Here is a 17,328-nt window from a genome sequence, read left to right as displayed (position 1 = left end):
CACTGGAATCTGGCAGCGCGCAGGTCCGCGCGTGGCAAAGACGCAGCCACGCTGCTGCCTTGGCTGTTCCCGGGTCCCCGGTCCCGGGTCCCGGGTCCCATCACGTCGCCGATCACGCATCCTCCGTGACGCGCAGGACTTCTTCGATGGTGGTTTCGCCGCGCAGGGCCTTCGACAGGCCATCCTCGTACATCGTGCGCATGCCGGCCTGGCGTGCGAGTTGTTCGATTTCGCCCATGCCGGCGCGGCGCATCACCGCGCGCCGCAATTCGTCGTTCATCACCAGGAATTCGACGATGGTGGTCCGGCCGAGATAACCGGTGGGTGCGCCGGCAGAAGGACGCGGGCGATACAGGAAGATCTCGCCCTCCGGCTGCAGGCGGCGCAGATCGAACTTGGCGATTTCTTCCGGCGATGCGGCATACCGTTCGGCGTTGGCCAGGTCGAGTTTGCGTACCAGACGCTGCGCCAGGATGCCGTTGATGGTGGAAGTGAGCAGGTAATCTTCCACGCCCATGTCCAGCAGACGGGTGATGCCGCCGGCCGCGTTGTTGGTGTGCAACGTGGACAGCACCAGGTGGCCGGTGAGCGCGGACTGGATCGCGATGCGTGCGGTTTCCAGATCGCGCATTTCGCCGATCATGATGATGTCCGGGTCCTGACGCACGATGCTGCGCAGCGCGTTGGCGAAATCCAGCCCGATCTGCGGTTTGGCCTGGATCTGGTTGATGCCTTCGATCTGGTATTCCACCGGGTCCTCGACGGTGATGATTTTCACGTCGGAGGTATTGAGCTGGCTCAGCGCGGTGTACAGCGTGGTGGTCTTGCCCGAGCCGGTGGGGCCGGTGACCAGCATGATGCCGTGCGGTTGCTCGAGCACCTTGCGGAACTGCGGCAAAAAGTCTTCGGTGAAGCCGAGCTTGTAGAAGTCGAACACCACCGTTTCGCGGTCGAGCAGGCGCATCACCACGCTTTCGCCATGCGCGGTGGGCACGGTGCTCACGCGCAGATCCAGCTCCTTGCCCTGCACGCGCAGCATGATGCGGCCGTCCTGCGGCAGGCGGCGTTCGGCGATGTTGAGCTTGGCCATGATCTTGATGCGACTGATCACCGCGGCAGTGAGTTTGGCCGGCGGGCTTTCGCCTTCCACCAGCACGCCGTCCACGCGGTAACGCACCTTGAGCCGGCTTTCGAACGGTTCGATATGGATGTCGGAGGCGCGCAGTTCCACCGCGTGCTGGATCACCAGATTCACCAGCCGGATCACCGGCGCTTCGGAGGCCAGATCGCGCAGCGCTTCGATGTCGTCGCTGCTGTTGGCATCGCCATCGGCGGTTTCCACGATGGTGCCCATCGCGCTGCGGCCCTGGCCGTACCAGCGCTCGATCAGATCGTCGATTTCCGAACGCAAACCCACCTGCAACAGCAGCGTGCAGCCGGTGGCAAGGCGCACTGCATCCACGGCGTAATCGTCGTAGGGGTCTGCGGTCCATAGCTCCAGCCGGCCATCGCGTTCGCCGACCGGGCACAGATGAAATTGTTTGAGAAAGCGCAACGACAAGCCCTGCACTTCAGGCAGCATTTCCGGCGGGGTGTCGCCGAGCTGGCGTGCATCCACCAACGGCAGGCCGAGCACATCGGCGCAGGTTTCTGCATGATCGCGTTCGGACACCAGACCCAGGCGGCCGAGCAGGGCAAGCAAGCCCATACCGGACTCGGCCTGCAACTGGCGCGCGCGCAGCAGATCGGTGTCTTTCAGACGACGGCGTTCAAGCAGCGCATCGACGATGCGCGTCTCCGCACTTCGATGCTCGATTGGATCGACGGCAACCGCGTTCACACTCGTCTCCACTGGTCCGGCGCCGACTGTAGCAGTTTGCCGCGACGATCAACCGCACCCATCTGAATCGCCCTGAAAAACGCTGCCCCCGGTGATGGGCCGGGGGCAGCGGTCACACTATTTAGGGCAACTAACAAAACTACTGTGCGGCCGCCATGCGGGCGCGGTCGGTGCTCGGAATCGGCATGCACCACGCGTACACTCCGGTTCGTGCGCGCCGTCCGCACCCACCTGACAACCGCTTGCTACGTTTTGCTAGCCGCTCTTATCACTTACTGTCGTGCAACGAGCGTCAGTTTCGCGTAGTCCTTCGCACCGACCAGTTTGATGTAGTAGGTGCCTGCCTTGGGTGCAGTGAAACGCACGGTTTCGCTGTTGCCCGGACGGGTCGACTTGGCATCGTAGGAGGTAGCGGTGGGCTCGGCCTCAAAGCTGACATACACCGACACATCGCCGGTGCCGCCGTAGGTCATGAAGCTGAGCACGGCGCCGGCCTTGGCGTCGAAGCTGTACAGCGTGGAGCTGCCGGCAGCGCCGCTCAAGCCGGCAACCGGTGCCTTGTTGGTCAGTTCGATGGCAGTCGGTGCGCAGCTTTCAGTGGCCGGGTCGCACGGCTCCACCAGCACCGCTTCCAGCGCAGCCTTGGCGTCGACGATGCCGCTGCCGATCGGCGTGCTGGCCGGCGGGGTCACCGGGAAGCGACGGCTGGTCTGCGTGAGCAGCGCTTCGACCGCAGCCGGGGTCAGCGGGCCATCGCCCAGACCGATGGCCGCGCTCTGCACCAGCGCCACGACGCCGGCCACGTGCGGCGACGCCATCGAGGTCCCGCCCAGACCCATATAGCTATAGGTGCCCGAGGTCGGCGTGGTCGCACCGGTGTAACCGGCCTGCCAGATGTAACCGCCCGGATTGCCGTCCACGCTGCCGCCGCCGCCCGGGCCGGACAAGTCGACCTTGCTGCCATAGTTGGAGTAGTAGGTGATGCCGCCGGTGATGCGCGTGGCGCCCACCGTAATCGTGTTGTTGCAGCTGGCCGGCGAATGGTTGGCTGCATCTTCGCCGCTATTGCCGGCCGCGACCACCACGGTGGTGCCGCGCGAGACCGCACCGTTGATCGCCAGCTGGGTGGCCGAATCGCACGGCTCGCCGCCGCCGAGGCTCATGTTGATCACTTCGGCCGGGTTGGTGTTGGCCGGCACGCCATCCACCGCACCGCCGGAGGCCCACACGATCGCATCGGCGATGTCGGAGGTGTAACCGCCGCAACGGCCAAGCACGCGCACCGGCAGGATGGTCGCCTTCGGCGCCACACCGGCCATGCCTACCCCATTATCGGTCGCCTCGGCCACGGTGCCCGCCACATGGGTGCCGTGCCAGGAGCTTTCCTGGGCGACCGAGCCGTCGTAGCAGACGTTGTCGGCTTCTTCCCAGTCGCCGTAATCCAGTGCGCCAGGCACGCGCGCATCGGTCGGGCGCCGCGACACTTCGGCATCGGTGATGAAGTCGTAGCCCTGCAGGATGTTGCCGGCGAAATCGGGATGGCCCGGCAGGATGCCGGTATCCAATACCGCCACCACCACGCCGGCGCCCTGCGACAGATCCCATGCAGCCGGTGCATTGATGCCGCCGTTGGGGTTGCTCAGGTGCCACTGGTACTGGGCGTACAGCGGGTCGTTGGGAACCAGCTGCGGGCTGACATCGGTGGCGGGAACACGCTTGCTGATGTCGATCGGGCGCAGCATGCGGTCGATCTGCACGTCGGCCACGGACGGGTCGTTCCTGAGCTCGACCACCACCTTGTCCACCTGCGCGGTGGTCAGTGTGCTGGACAGCTTGATCAGGTCCGAACCGATGCCGAGCTTGCGCACATACGTCGCCTTGGCGGCGGCTGCGCTGCTGCGTGCGCCGGTGCTCGCGCCGACGCGGCCGACAGCGGCCTGCACGGCATTGAGCTTGCTGCTGCGATCGGTCGCAGCGGCAGTGTTGTCCTTGTAGCGCACGATCAGGCGGCTACTGAATGCAGCGCCGGCCGGAGCTGCCTGGGTCGGTTCCTTGACCAGCAGTTTCGGTGCGGCAGCCAGGGTGCCGGATGCACCGAGAGCCATCATCAGGATGGCGCCGGTCAGCGGGGTGAGGCGGAAAGTCTTGTCGATCACGGTGAAATCCTCTTCGTGTTTTTCGTGAATCAGGCTTGGAACGGGGTCGAGCACGCCACGCAGCCATGACTGGCCTGCGGCATTGATCGATCGCTCCTGGTACGGCCATCACTCCATGCGAATCCGTTGCCTGGCCTAGCCACGGTCCTTGCCTGCCCCCTCAGGCCTTGCCTTGCCGCGGCGGCGCACACCGGCGCCGCCGCGTTTGATGCAAACCGCAGTCTTGCCAACGCTTACCAGCCGAAACCGGCACCCACGCCGATCGAGCTGTCGTCCCCGCTCAGCGCACCGCCCACGGTCAACGTGGCGCGTGGGCTGATGGCGCGCTGATACCCCACCGACAACGCCGACTCGCCGTTCTGGAAACCGACACCGGCACCGATGCGATTTTGCGAAGCGATACCCGCCACGCTGGCGGACATGTTCAACATCGCCGAGCTCATCGCGCCCTGGCGATCCAGGCGACGGTTCTGCCGGCGCAGACGGTCTTCGATATCGCCCTGGTAGCTTTCGAAGCTGTCGGCCATCGCGCTGTAGCGGCTGTCGGTGTAGCTGTTGGCTGCGGCAACGCCGCTGTCCAACTGGCCCTTGTTGACCGCATCGGTGGCGCGCACACCGGCAGCCACGTTGGCCACCTGACGCTCGCCGCCGACGCTGCCCACCGACACCGTATTGGCACGATCGGCAACCGAACCCTGACCCAGTGCGACCGCACCTTGTGCCGTGGCACGTGCGCCTTGGCCGACAGCGGTGCCGGAAGCTGCAGTCACCTGCGCGCCCTCGCCCATCGCCACCGCGTTGATGGCGACCGCAGCGATCTGCGTATTTGCACCCACCGCGGTGCTGCCATCGGCATTGACGCGTGCATTGCTGCCGATGGCGGTGTCGTTGGGGCCATGCGCATACGCGCTGCCGCCGATTGCGGTGCCGGTGACGTGATTGGCCACTGCTGCAGTGCCGACCGCGGTGGACGTGGCCGCTGGCGTGATGCTGCCGACCACGGCTGCGGTCGGCGTGCCTTGCACGCCGGTGGTGACCGTAGCGGTGCTGACGTTGCCTGCTGCATCGCTCGTAGCAGGTGCAGCGACAGCCGGCACCGTGGCGGTGCGTAGCGACGTGGTGCTGGCGAGCGCAGTGCCGCCACGTGCATCCAGCTGGGTGACCTTGGTGTCCAGCGCGGTCAATGCCGCGCCCACGTTGTTGTAGCTGGCGCCCTGGATCACGTAGGTCGGCGCGACGAACACGCCTTGCGCGCCGATCGCCGCACCGCCACCAAGGAAGCTGGCGGCATTGCTCAACGACTGGAACAACTGCCCGCCGTTGATCGCCTCAAGGCTGGCACTGGCAATCGCACCGGCACCCACATTGACAATGCGACGTGTCGCCGGACCGCCACGCCCATTACCGCTACCCACCGACACCGTGTTGGCGTCATAGGTGCGCGAGCCCGAGCCCAGGGCCACCGAATCGGCGCCACTGGCACCGGCATTGGCACCGAGTGCCACCGCATTGCTGCCGCTTTCGCGCACGAAGGAGTTGTAGCCCAGTGCAACACCGTTTTCGCCGATGGAATTGGTCTGCCGGCCCATCGCGGTGCTGTTCGCGCCGCTGGCGCTGCTGTCCACACCCATCGCACTGGCACCGGTGGCCGAGGCGCGGCTGCCGGAGGCAATTGCCACGCTGCGTGCGCCACTGGCGGTGGCGCCCGCGCCGACCGCACTGCTGCGATCGCCGGTTGCCGACGCCACGCCTTCACCGGTGGTGCGCACCATGCCATTGGTGGTCTGCATATCGGCCGCCAGGGAATCCAGCTGGCCCTTGTTGACCGCATCGGTAGCCGCCTGGCCGTCGCTGACATTGACGATGCGGCGCGTGGCCGGACCGCCGCGGCCATTGCCGCTACCGATCGACACCGTGTCGGCTTCATAGGTACGCGAACCGGAGCCCAACGCAACCGAATCGGCACCGGTTGCACCGGCGTTGGCGCCCAGGGCTACACCGTTGACCGCGCTCTGGCGCACGAACGAGTTGTAGCCCACCGAGACCGCGTTTTCGCCGATCACGTTGACCTGACGGCCGACGCCGGTGCTGTTGATGCCGGTGGCCGATGCATCCACACCGACCACACTGGCACCGACCGCATCGGCGCGGCTGCCGCCACCCAATGCCAGCGTGTTGTCGACAAGCGCGGCTGCGCTCTGGCCCAACGCAGTGGCATTGACGCCGTCGGCATACGAATTCCAGCCGATGGCAGTGGTGTAGTCGGCGGTAGCCCAGGCACCGGCACCGAGGGCGGCTGCCCCCGTGCCGGACGCACGCGCCGGAATGAACCCGAAGAACGTGCTGCCGCCGACGGCCACGCTCTCATCGCCGGTGGCTTCGCTGAATTCGCCAACGGCGACCGCGCTGGCACCGGAGGCCAGCGCCACGGCACCGACGGCGGTGCTGTAGTCGCTGGATGCAACCGCGCCATAGCCCAGTGCCGAAGACAGGCGGCCGCTGGATTCGCTATAGCCACCGAATGCGGCGCTACCGATATTGGAGGCGGTACTGCGGAAACCCGCAGCAGTCGCCTGATTGTCGGAGGCCACCGCTTCGCTGCCGAGTGCGGTGGTGTAGGTCGAAATCGCCTGCGCACCGGCACCGTTCGCGGTGGCACCGATATCGCTGGCCAATGCGTTGCTGCCGACCGCGCTGCTGTTTTCGCCCAGTGCCTGAGCGTTGTTGCCCACCGCTGCCGCGCCGATGCCGCCAGCCAACGCGGCGACGCCAACTGCGGTGGCGCTGTCGACCACTGCCTTCGCCCCTGCACCCAACGCGGTGGTGCCTGTACCGGTGGCAGCGGCGCCTTCACCAGCGGCCAATGCGTCATCGCCTTCCACATACGCGCCGGCATCGCTGTCATCGCTGCCGCTGGCCTGGAAGTACTTGCTGGTGGCTGCACCGGCTTCGGCAACCGCGGTGAGCTGATCCAGATTCACCGCATCGGTACCTTGCGTGCCGGCTGCCACATTGGTGATCTGACGTTCGTTGCCGGCACTGCCCACCGACACCGCGAAGTCGCGATCGGCCACCGAATCGGCGCCCAATGCCACGCTGCCTTCGCCGGTGGATTCGGAGAAATTGCCCAGCGCGGTGCTGTTGAGGCCCGGCGCCCACGCCGCGCCACCCACGGCGGTGGAGTAATCGCCGGAGGCTTCGGTCGGCAACAAGCCGAGCAAGGCGCCACCGACCGACACGCTGTTGTAGCCGCTGGCCACGCTGCCCTGACCGGCTGCAACGCTGTACGCGCCAGTGGCGGTGGCATCGCCACCCACCGCCACCGTATTGGAGCCGCTGGCGGTGCTGAAATTACCCAGCGCAGTACTGTTGAAACCGCTCGCGGTGGAATAGCCACCCAAGGCAGTGGAGTAGTTGGACGTGGCTTCAGCACCGAAGCCGAAGGCCGCCGCGGTGGTGCCGTTGGCAATGCTCTCCGCACCGACGGCGGTGGCCGACTCGCCGCTGGCGCTGGCGAAATAACCCATCGCGGTGGATTCGCTACCCTGCGCTTCGCTCAGCGCGCCGACTGCCAGCGAGCCATCGCCGTACGCGCCTGCCGCTGCACCGAGCGCCGTGCTTTGCGCACCCGCCGCTTCGCTCTCGCCACCCAAGGCCACCGCGTAGTCGCCGCTGGCCTGGCTGAAGGCGCCATTGGACACGCTGCCAAAGCCGCTGGCCGCTGCGTTGTAACCGGCCGCATTGGCGTATTGCGCCGTGGCGCTGGCACCGCTGCCGATGGCCACCGCACCGATTGCGGTGGCCTGGCTGCCGGCACCGAACGCGCTGCTGTAATCGCCGTCTGCGGTGGCATTGGAACCGGCCGCGGTCGCGTCGTCGCCCTGTGCGAAAGCGGTGCCGTCACCGGTGCCTGCATACAGGCGCGCGGTATTTTCCGCAGCGCCAGCCACGGCGTTGAGCTGATCGAGATTCACCGCATCGGTGCCCTCGGTGCCGGCCGCAACATTGGCAATCTGGCGCTCGCTGCCGGCCGTGCCCACCGACACCGTGTTGGCGCGATCGGCGACAGCGCCTGCACCCAGCGCAACGCTGTTGTCGGCAGATGCCAATGCCCCGCCACCGAGGCTGACGCTCTGCGTGCCCACGGCGGTGGCTCCCCAACCCAGTGCAATGCTGTCATCGCCAGTCGCGCTGGATTGGCCGCCGAGCGAAATCGCACGCGGGCCATATGCGTTTGCGTAGGTGCCAACGGCAATCGAGCCGGTGTCGGCTGCGGACGCATTCGCGCCAAGCGCCGTGCTGTCGTCACCGTAGGCCAAGCTTTCGGTGCCGATGGCGGTGCCGCCGTTACCCCATGCCACGCTGGCAAAGCCCAGCGCAGTCGATGCGCTGCCGTTGCCGATGCTTTCGTAACCGATTGCCGTTGCACCACGCCCGTTGGAAATGCTGTTGCCGCCGACGGCGGTGCTGAAATATCCCGAGGCATTGCTGTCGCTGCCGAGCGCAGTGGCGTAGTCGTCGCCGGCACTGCTGTTGAAGCCCACCGCCGTGGCGTTGGCGATGCTGGCGTTGGCATTGCTGCCGACGGCCGTGGTGCCCAGCGCAGAGGCCTGGCTGCTTGCACCGAGCGCGATGCTGTCGTCGCCCGATGCATTGCTGGCGCCGCCCAGCGCGACAGTGCGCTCGCCGAACGCACTGCTGCCTGCGCCGACGGCGGTGGAGGCAGTACCGCCAGCGGCGGCATTGGCGCCGACGGCGGCACTGTCATCGCCGAATGCAACGCTCGCGCCGCCCACGGCGGTGCTGGTGTCGCCGAACGCCACACTGCCCGCGCCCAGCGCAGTGGAGTCCGCACCGTTGGCGATGCTTTCGTAACCGAGCGCAGTCGCGCCGCTGGCGGTGGCCTGGCTTGCGCCGCCCACTGCCGTACTGGAGTCGCCCGCTGCACTGCTGTTACCACCGAGCGCGGTGGTGTTTTCGGCAGTTGCGGCGCTGTTGAAACCGACTGCGGTGGCGTTGTCGGTCGTGGCACTGGCACCACTGCCAATCGCGGTGGCGCCCTGCGCAGATGCCAGGCTGCTGGAACCCAACGCGGTGCTGTAATCCTCTACAGCCGATGCATTGGAACCGGCAGCGACGCTGTCGATGCCTTCTGCAATCGCGGCGCCCTCGCCGGTGGCGACAAACGCGCGTGCGGTGGTGGATGCGACATCGGACACTGCGCTGAGCTGGTCGAGATTCACCGCATCGGTGCCCTCGGTACCAGCGGCCACGTTGGTGATCTGACGCTCATCGCCGGCCGCGCCCACCGATACGGTGTTGGCGCGCGTGGCGACCGAGTTGGCACCCAACGCAACCGAGTTGGCGCCGCGCGCGGTGCTGTAGTAGCCGAGCGCGGTGCTGAGTTCGCCGCTGGCCCAGGATTCCGGGCCAACCGCGGTGGCGCCTTCGCCCGGCGCGTAGGCGAAGTAGCCCACGGCGGTGGCTTCGGTGCCGGAGGCTTCGCTGAGCGTGCCCACGGCCGTGGTGTAGGTGCCGGATGCGATCGCACCGGCGCCGAGCGCAGTGGCCGCTTCGCCACTGGCCTGGGTCTGCACGAAGAAGCCCAGGCCGGGAATCAGATCGACCGGGCCACCGACAGCGGTGCTGCTGGTGCCGCTGGCGCTGGTCTGCGTGCCCACGGCCGTGGCGTAATCGCCGGCCGCATTGGCCACTGCGCCGAACGCAGAGGACTGCGCACCGGCCGCATACGCGCCGACGCCGAACGAGGAAGCCGCAAACCCGTCGGCATTGGCGCTGGCGCCGACCGCGGTTCCACCGACGCCGGCACTGGTGGCGCCGGTATCGACCGGCACGCCGCCATTGGTGATCAACGGCTCGCCATCTTCGTTCACCGCCGCGCCGCCAACGGCGACGCTCCCCGGGCCATTGGCCTGTGCGTTATGGCCGAAAGCCGCACTGTTCTGGCCCGATGCCAGTGCATTGAACCCCACCGCCGTTGCGTTCTCGGCCACGGCATTGGCACCGGTGCCGAGCGCGGTGGTGGCGGTGCCCACTGCATTGGCGCCATCGCCTGCGGCCAGGGCGCGCTCGCCTTCGACATAGGCGCCCACGCTGTCGTCGCCTGGTGTCGCCTTGAAGAACAACGCAGTGTCTTCGGCCACATCGGCCACGTCGCGCAGCTGCGCCACGTTGACCGCATCGGTGGCGTTGACGCCGGCAGTGACATTGGTGATGCGGCGCGTTGCCGGGCCACCGCGGCCATTGCCGCTACCCACCGACACCACCTCGTCTTCGTGGGTGCGCGAGCCTGCGCCCAGCGCTACCGAATTTGCTCCTGTGACACCTGCATCGGCGCCCAGCGCCACGCCGTTTTCCCCGGCCTGGCGCACGAAACTGTTGTAGCCGATGGCCACGGCGTTCTCGCCGATGGCATTGGTCTGGCGGCCGATCGCGCTGCTGTTGACGCCACTGGCGCTGCTGTCGGCGCCGGTGGCCACTGCGCCGGTCGCGCTGGCGCGGCTGTTGGCGCCGATTGCGGTGGCCTTGCTGGCCGGGGCGGATGCGCCGCGGCCGACTTCGACCGATTGCGCATTGGCGGGAAGCGGCGTGGCGAATCCGGCGCCACCCAGTGCCAGGGCGATGGCGGCGGCCAGTGCGAGGCTCTGGCGGCGGTCGATGAGCGAGGCTGATGCAACGGCTCCGGGGCTGTCACCGCTGGCCAATTCCGAGGCCACGGCCCACACGCCCAGTGATTTGTTCCAGACCTTGCGATAAATCCGATTCATCGACGCACGACTCCTGAGTTGTTGGACTGGTTTTTGGCGAACACCCGCCTGCGAAAGGCCTTCCAGCCTGAGATTCCCCGCAGGTGTTCGCGCCATGGGCCTTGCGGCGGGAGCGGCTTTCACCTGCTCCCTGGATAGTCAAAAAGTGAACGCTACCCAACCATAGAACTGAGCAAAGTGTTAACAGCCGTCATTTCAGGCGTCAAGTTTTTGACAGAAAGCGAAGATAAGTGCGCTTTCCATCACACTTCTGCTTGCTTTTATTAGATTTTTGATAAACCTTTGGAAAACAGCGACCTAGATCATGTCTCTCAAGACATTTAAAAGCTGAATAGCCGTGTCCGTTGTGGACAAAAAAAACCCGCTGGCGAGACGCCAGCGGGCTTGGTTGCGCAAAACCGCAGCAGAAAGGGGTCAGATGGCGGGTCAGTGCCTCGGGTACCGGCAACCGCTGCCTGGCTGGCCTGCCGGCGCTGGCGCCAGGCGCGGGTGCGCCAGGGAAATGACGATCACTCCAGGCGCCGATGCCGGACGTCGACTCATTGGCGCGCCAACAGGCTTGCGCCATCGAAGCTGGCGCCCTCCAGTTTGAGCACGTAGGTGCCTGCGCGCGGCGCGGTGAAGCGCACTGTCTGGCTGTGCCGCTGCGCATGGAGGCGCCGTCGTTGTCGTCAGCGCTGTACGCGCCCGAGTGCCACGTACAGCGATGCCTGTCCGATGCCACCAAAGCTGAGAAAGCTCAGTACCTGGCCTGCGGACGCCTGGAAAGTGAACACGCCGGCATCCCCTGCCACATTGGACACACCACGCTGGATCGTGCCGTTTTGCAGCACCTGGGCATCCAGAGTGCAACCCAGGTCACCGCCGTCATGCGCGCGTCGACCGCATTGGCCCCGCCACCGATCGCAGTGGAGGCAACGCCGGTGGCCTCGGTGGCTTGCTCGCTGCTACCGACGACAAAGCAGAACGCGCCGTAGTCGTACACCACTGCAACCCCGCCAACCGCCACCGCAGATGTGCTGATCACCAACGCATCACCACCGCGCTCGCATCGCGCTCCAATGTCAGGCTGCCCGCTCCCAGCGCGCTGGTGCCATCGACAAGCGCATTACTTGCCGCCCCAGGGCAATGGCATCTTGCCCGTCGACGAATGGAGGCAACTCGGCATCGTCTTCGGCCGGCACTGATGCAATTGGCGTGGATGTCGCGCCGCTGCACGGGCAACAAAGCCCATCGACGCATCAGCGGCAGCCAGTGCTGCGCACATAGACACTGGCCATCGACTACGCTGCACGGAGTCGCCGAAGTGCGCATCTGCGCCATTGCAGTGGCTGTGGTGCCACCGCCCACCAGCACCATGCAGATGGAAACGGCCAGACCACTGGCCGCCTGCAGACGGCACTGCACCTGCATTTTCAAGATAATCGGATAATGTTCGCCTCACCGGAGAGCGACCGCCCCTCGGCATCTTCGATATTCTTCATTAAACGCCTATTCTCGATTATGGTCTGGCGCGCAAGAACCGACCGCCGCACACCTGATTGGCGCCCCCCCCCGTGAGGCCTTATAGAGCGCAGCAGCCCCCCCCTTTCACCAGGATTTATACGGGAAATAAGCAACATTAAGTTTTTATAAGACGTGCGGAATGTGATGAAGACGCAACGTTTTATGAATATATTTAACGTCCGAGCAACTAAATGCAGAGCACATCACGCACGCAAAAAATATTTTGATGCGAATACCGAAGAACTCTCACATTTACTACAAGCAACCCTTACTTTTTAACGGAACCTAGTTACGACTGCACAACCAGGGCGGCATGAACAGGCGCGACACATTGTCGATCGCCGAGCTGCAGCACGCGGGCCGCGTTGCTGCGGCGCACGACCGGGGCACATGGATGGACCGACCAGGACGCGCTAGCAGCCGGCCAGAACACACCGGTTACACACCTCTTTCAGCGTCAGCATCGCCGCACCTCTGCATGGCGGTGCACGATGCACGATGCAACCCAATCCATCCAGAACGTCGCGCAGGCATCTTGCAACGAGGTGGCATCAGAAGCGTGACCACCACAAACAAAAACGGCCGTGTGCACGCTGCACACGGCCGTCAGGGAGGTCGTGGCCGCGCACTCAGCGCACGCGGCCACGGGTCACCGACTCAACCGCACCACACGCGCGCGTTGCGGAACATCCGCAACCACGGCGAGTCGTTACCCCAGTCGGCCGGATGCCAGCTCAGGTTTGCGCTGCGCGGTGTGCGCTCCGGATGCGGCATCAGGATGGTGACGCGGCCGTCGCTATTGGTCAGCCCGGTAATACCGTCCGGCGAACCGTTCGGATTGAGCGGGTACTGCGATGCCACCACGCCGTCGCCATCGATGTAACGCAGTGCCACGCGTGCAGCGGCCTGGTCCACGCCGGTGTCGAACTCTGCACGGCCTTCGCCATGCGCCACCGCCACCGGAATCCGCGAACCGGCCATGCCACGCAGGAAGATCGAAGGCGACTCCACCACTTCCAGCAACGCCGTACGTGCTTCGAACTGCTCGCTGCGGTTGCGCAAAAAGCGCGGCCAATGCTCGGCGCCGGGAATGATGTCCTTGAGCTGGCTGAGCATCTGGCAGCCATTGCACACCCCCAGCGCGAACGTATCGCTGCGCGCGAAGAATGCGGCAAACGCGTCGCGCAGCGCCGAACGTTCCAGGATCGAGGTCGCCCAGCCACGGCCGGCACCCAGCACGTCACCGTAGCTGAAACCGCCGCACGCTGCGAAACCGACGAACTCGCTCAACTCCACGCGGCCTTCGATCAGGTCGCTCATGTGCACGTCGTAGGCGCGGAAACCGGCACGCTCGAAGTTGTAGGCCATTTCGATCTGCCCGTTGACGCCCTGCTCGCGCAGGATCGCCACCTTGGGCCGTGAACCGGTGGCCACGAATGGCGCCGCCACATCTTCCGAGGGGTCGAACACCAGCGTCGGACGCAGGCCCGGCGCCTTGAAATCACGCGCCAGCGCGCGCTCTTCGTCGGCGCTATCGGGGTTGTCGCGCAGCTTCTGCATGGCATGGGTCACCGACCACCACGCATCGAACAACTCTTCCCAACGCCACTCGGCCAGCACGCGGCCCTGCCCGCTCACGCGGATGCGCGGCGCACCGGTGGGCCGCGCAATACGCTGCGCGCATTCGGTCAACGCGTGGCGCTCGACCAGATCGGCGAACGCGGCGCGATCTTCGCTGGCGATCTGCACCACCGCGCCCAGTTCTTCATTGAACAGGCTGCGGAACGCATCGTCGCCCCACGCATCCAGCGTGATATCCAGGCCCTGCCGCGAGGCAAAGGCCATCTCGCACAGCGCCGCAAACGCACCGCCATCGCTGCGATCGTGATACGCCAGCAACAGCCCGCTTTCGCGCGCGTCGCGGATCAACTCGAAGAAACTGCGCAGGCGCTGCGCGTCGTCCAGATCCGGCACCTCGCCGCCGAACGCAGGAAGCGCCGCATCATCGGCATACACCTGGGCCAGTACCGACCCGCCCAGGCGCTGCTTGCCACCGCCCAACCCGATCAACCACAACTCGCTCTCTTCATCGCTGCGCAGCAACGGCGTCAGCTGCGTGCGCACGTCGCCCACCGGCGCGAAGGCGCTGATGATGAGCGAGACGGGTGACACGCTCTTGTGAGCGATGGTGTTGGGCATGGGGGATTGCGGATTGGCAACAACGGAGGAACCCGGTGTTTCGCCAATCCCGAATGCCGAATCCCGAATCCCGGCCTCGACCCACTGCGCCTGCATCGACAGCGAGTCCTTGCCTACCGGCACGCTCAGCTCCAGTGCCGGGCACAGCTCCATGCCGATCGCGCGCACTGCGTCGTACAGCAATGCGTCTTCGCCGCTGTGGCCGGCGGCGGCCATCCAGTTGGCCGAGAGCTTGATGCTGTCCAGCCGCTGCACCGGGGCGGCGCACAGGTTGGTGATCGCTTCGCCCACCGCCATGCGGGCGGACGCGGCCGCATTCAACAGCGCCAGCGGCGTGCGCTCGCCGATCGACATCGCCTCGCCTTCGAAGGTGTCGAAACCGGCCAGGGTGATCGCGCAATCGGCCAGCGGCAGCTGCCACGGCCCGATCATCTGCTCGCGCGCAGTCAACCCGCCCACGCTGCGGTCGCCGATGGTCACCAGAAAACTCTTGGACGCCACGGTGGGATGCGCCAGCACGCGCAAGCCGGCCTGTTGCAGGTCCAGCGACGCGGTCTGCAACACCGGCCACTGCGGCGCAGCCGGATGCACGGCATCGCGATGCATCTTCGGTGCCTTGCCGAAGAGCACGTCCATGGGGAGGTTGATTGGGAGGTCGGGAGCGGGACCGGGGACCGGGGACCGGGGACCCGGGAAAGCAGGATCGGCGGCGACGGACACACCGCCGGCGGACGAAGCGGAATCGCGCTCTTGCGTTTGCTCTCCCCGGGTCCCCGGTGCCGGGTCCCCGGTCCCGCCATCCAGCGTCCCATACCCCACGACCAGCCGTTCCTCCGCCGTGGCGACGCCGACCGCGGCGAACGGGCAGCGTTCGCGGGCGCAGATGGCGGCAAATTCTTCCAGGCGCGCCTGCGGCACGCCGAGCACGTAGCGTTCCTGTGATTCGTTGCACCACAGTTCCAGCGGCGACAGCGAGGGGTCGTCGGTGAGCACGCGACCCAGGTCGATGATGCCGCCCACGCCGGAGTCGTGCAGCAACTCGGGGATCGCGTTGGACAGGCCGCCCGCGCCCACGTCGTGGAACCAGCGGATCGGGTTGTCGACGCCCAGCGCCACGCAGCGGTCGATGACCTCCTGGCAGCGGCGCTCCATCTCCGGGTTTTCGCGCTGCACGCTGGCGAAATCCAGCGCTTCGGCGCTGTCGCCGGCAGCCACCGAACTGGCCGCACCGCCGCCCAGGCCGATCAGCATCGCCGGGCCGCCCAGCACGATCACCGCATCGCCCGGCTGCAGGCGCAGCTTTTCGACCTGGTTACGATCGATCGCGCCCAAGCCACCGGCCAGCATGATCGGCTTGTCGTAGGCGCGGGTCAGGCCCGGGCCTTCGGCGAGCTCGAAGCTGCGGAAGTAGCCAAGCAGATTGGGCCGGCCGAATTCGTTGTTGAAGGCTGCGCCGCCGAGCGGGCCATCGAGCATGATGTCCAACGCCGGCGCCATGCGCGGATTCAGCGCGCGCGGCGCTTCCCACGGCTGCGGCAGGGTGGGAATGCGCAGGTGCGAGACCGAAAACCCGGTCAGGCCGGCCTTGGGCTTGCCGCCGCGACCGGTGGCGCCTTCGTCGCGGATTTCTCCGCCTGCGCCAGTGGCCGCACCGGGGAACGGCGCGATCGCGGTGGGGTGGTTGTGCGTCTCCACCTTGATCGCGAAGGCCGACGGCAGCACCGCTTCGCTGCGGTATTCGCCGCTGGCCGGGTCCGGGCGATAGCGCGCGGCCGGCACGCCTTCCACCACCGCCGCGTTGTCGCTGTAGGCAGACAAGGTGTGCTGCGGGGTCTGCTGGTGGGTGTGCTTGATCATGCGGAACAGCGAGCGTTCCTGCGGCTTGCCGTCGATGGTCCAGCTGGCATTGAAGATCTTGTGCCGGCAATGCTCGGAATTGGCCTGCGCAAACATCATCAATTCGACATCGGCCGGGTCGCGCCCCAGCGCGGCGAAGCGTTCGCGCAGGTAATCGATCTCGTCCTGCGCCAGCGCCAGACCCAGGTCGCGATTGGCCTGCTCCAGCCCGTCCAGCGGCACGCGCTGCAAGTGGCCGCGGTCGGGCACGTTGAACAGCGCCTCGGCAGCGGCGGCCGAGCCGAGCAGCGACTGCGTCATCGGGTCGTGCAGCAGCTTGGCCACGGCAGCCTGCGCGGGCGCGTCCTCCGGCCAGCCGGCCAGGTCGATGCGGGTGCCACGTTCCACGCGCTGGATCGGCTGCCCGGCGCCGCGCACCAGTTCGGTGGCCTTGCTGGACCACGGCGACAGCGTGCCCAGCCGCGGGACCACGTAGCGCGAGGAGGCATCGGCATCGCGCGGCGCGGGGGCGGCGTCGGCCTGCAGGATCCGCTGCAAGGTGGCCTGATCGGGCGCTTGCCCGGCCTCGACGCGGATGAAGTACACGTGCCAGGCGCCGGTGATGCGCAGCGCGGGGACGAGGGTTTGCAGGCGGGTTTCGAGCCGAGCGCGGCGGAACGGCGAAAGGGCGGAAGCGCCCTCGAGGACCATCATGTCCGGGGAACCGTGTCAGAAACGGGGCTGCAGATTGTAACGGAGCCGATGGGTCGGCGTCGGTCGGGGGTGCGGCAGTACGGATGGGGAATGGGGAATCGTCAGGCAGGCCTTGACGCTGGCCCATGCGCATGCCGGCGTGTTGCGCCGGGCGGCACCAGGGAACGTGGTCAGATGGCGCCCCCTCGGAAACGGCAAAGGCCGGGATGCGGACGCACCCCGGCCTTTGTCATTGCACGGACCATCACCACAACGACGCCATCAGCGACGCGCCGCGATGGTCAGGGCT

General features: G+C 66.6%; 5 protein-coding genes, 1 other RNA gene and 1 pseudogene. 1 reads left to right on the top strand and 6 read right to left on the bottom strand.

Translation table 11 applies throughout. The features are described 5' to 3' along the window. Positions 1 to 112 precede the first annotated feature (112 nt). On the bottom strand, positions 113 to 1,840 hold the full coding sequence (gspE, locus tag M3O59_RS03620; RefSeq protein ID WP_181920442.1) for a type II secretion system ATPase GspE: 1,728 nt from the start codon (positions 1,838 to 1,840) through the stop codon (positions 113 to 115). 185 nt (positions 1,841 to 2,025) lie between these two features. Here gspE and M3O59_RS03615 point away from each other — a divergent pair. Then, a non-coding RNA gene (locus M3O59_RS03615) (sX9 sRNA) lies at positions 2,026 to 2,101 on the top strand. A gap of 11 nt (positions 2,102 to 2,112) precedes the next feature. Here the strand turns inward: M3O59_RS03615 and M3O59_RS03610 are convergent. The 5 genes and pseudogenes from M3O59_RS03610 to purL all read right to left on the bottom strand — a co-directional run bounded on the left by M3O59_RS03610 (position 2,113) and on the right by purL (position 17,039). Then, positions 2,113 to 3,996: a diffusible signal factor-reguated S8 family serine peptidase gene (locus tag M3O59_RS03610; RefSeq protein ID WP_064630954.1), complete on the bottom strand. Its 1,884-nt coding sequence runs from the start codon at positions 3,994 to 3,996 to the stop codon at positions 2,113 to 2,115. A gap of 233 nt (positions 3,997 to 4,229) precedes the next feature. Continuing rightward, complete coding sequence (locus M3O59_RS03605) at positions 4,230 to 10,784, bottom strand: ESPR-type extended signal peptide-containing protein (RefSeq protein WP_249054391.1); 6,555 nt, start codon at positions 10,782 to 10,784, stop codon at positions 4,230 to 4,232. A gap of 539 nt (positions 10,785 to 11,323) precedes the next feature. Then, a pseudogene (locus M3O59_RS03600) lies at positions 11,324 to 11,662 on the bottom strand (PPC domain-containing protein); the annotation flags it as partial. A 145-nt stretch (positions 11,663 to 11,807) separates the two neighbouring features. Continuing rightward, positions 11,808 to 12,203: a hypothetical protein gene (locus M3O59_RS03595; RefSeq protein ID WP_373418992.1), complete on the bottom strand. Its 396-nt coding sequence runs from the start codon at positions 12,201 to 12,203 to the stop codon at positions 11,808 to 11,810. 744 nt (positions 12,204 to 12,947) lie between these two features. After that, entirely contained in the window at positions 12,948 to 17,039 is a 4,092-nt protein-coding gene (purL, locus tag M3O59_RS03590; protein WP_249046879.1) for a phosphoribosylformylglycinamidine synthase, read from the bottom strand. Positions 17,040 to 17,328: the final 289 nt, after the last annotated feature.

This window comes from Xanthomonas nasturtii, assembly GCF_023337365.3.
Taxonomy (GTDB): domain Bacteria; phylum Pseudomonadota; class Gammaproteobacteria; order Xanthomonadales; family Xanthomonadaceae; genus Xanthomonas; species Xanthomonas nasturtii.
The sequence above is the reverse complement of the archived record's forward strand: the minus strand, read 5'-3'. Positions and strand labels throughout refer to the sequence as shown.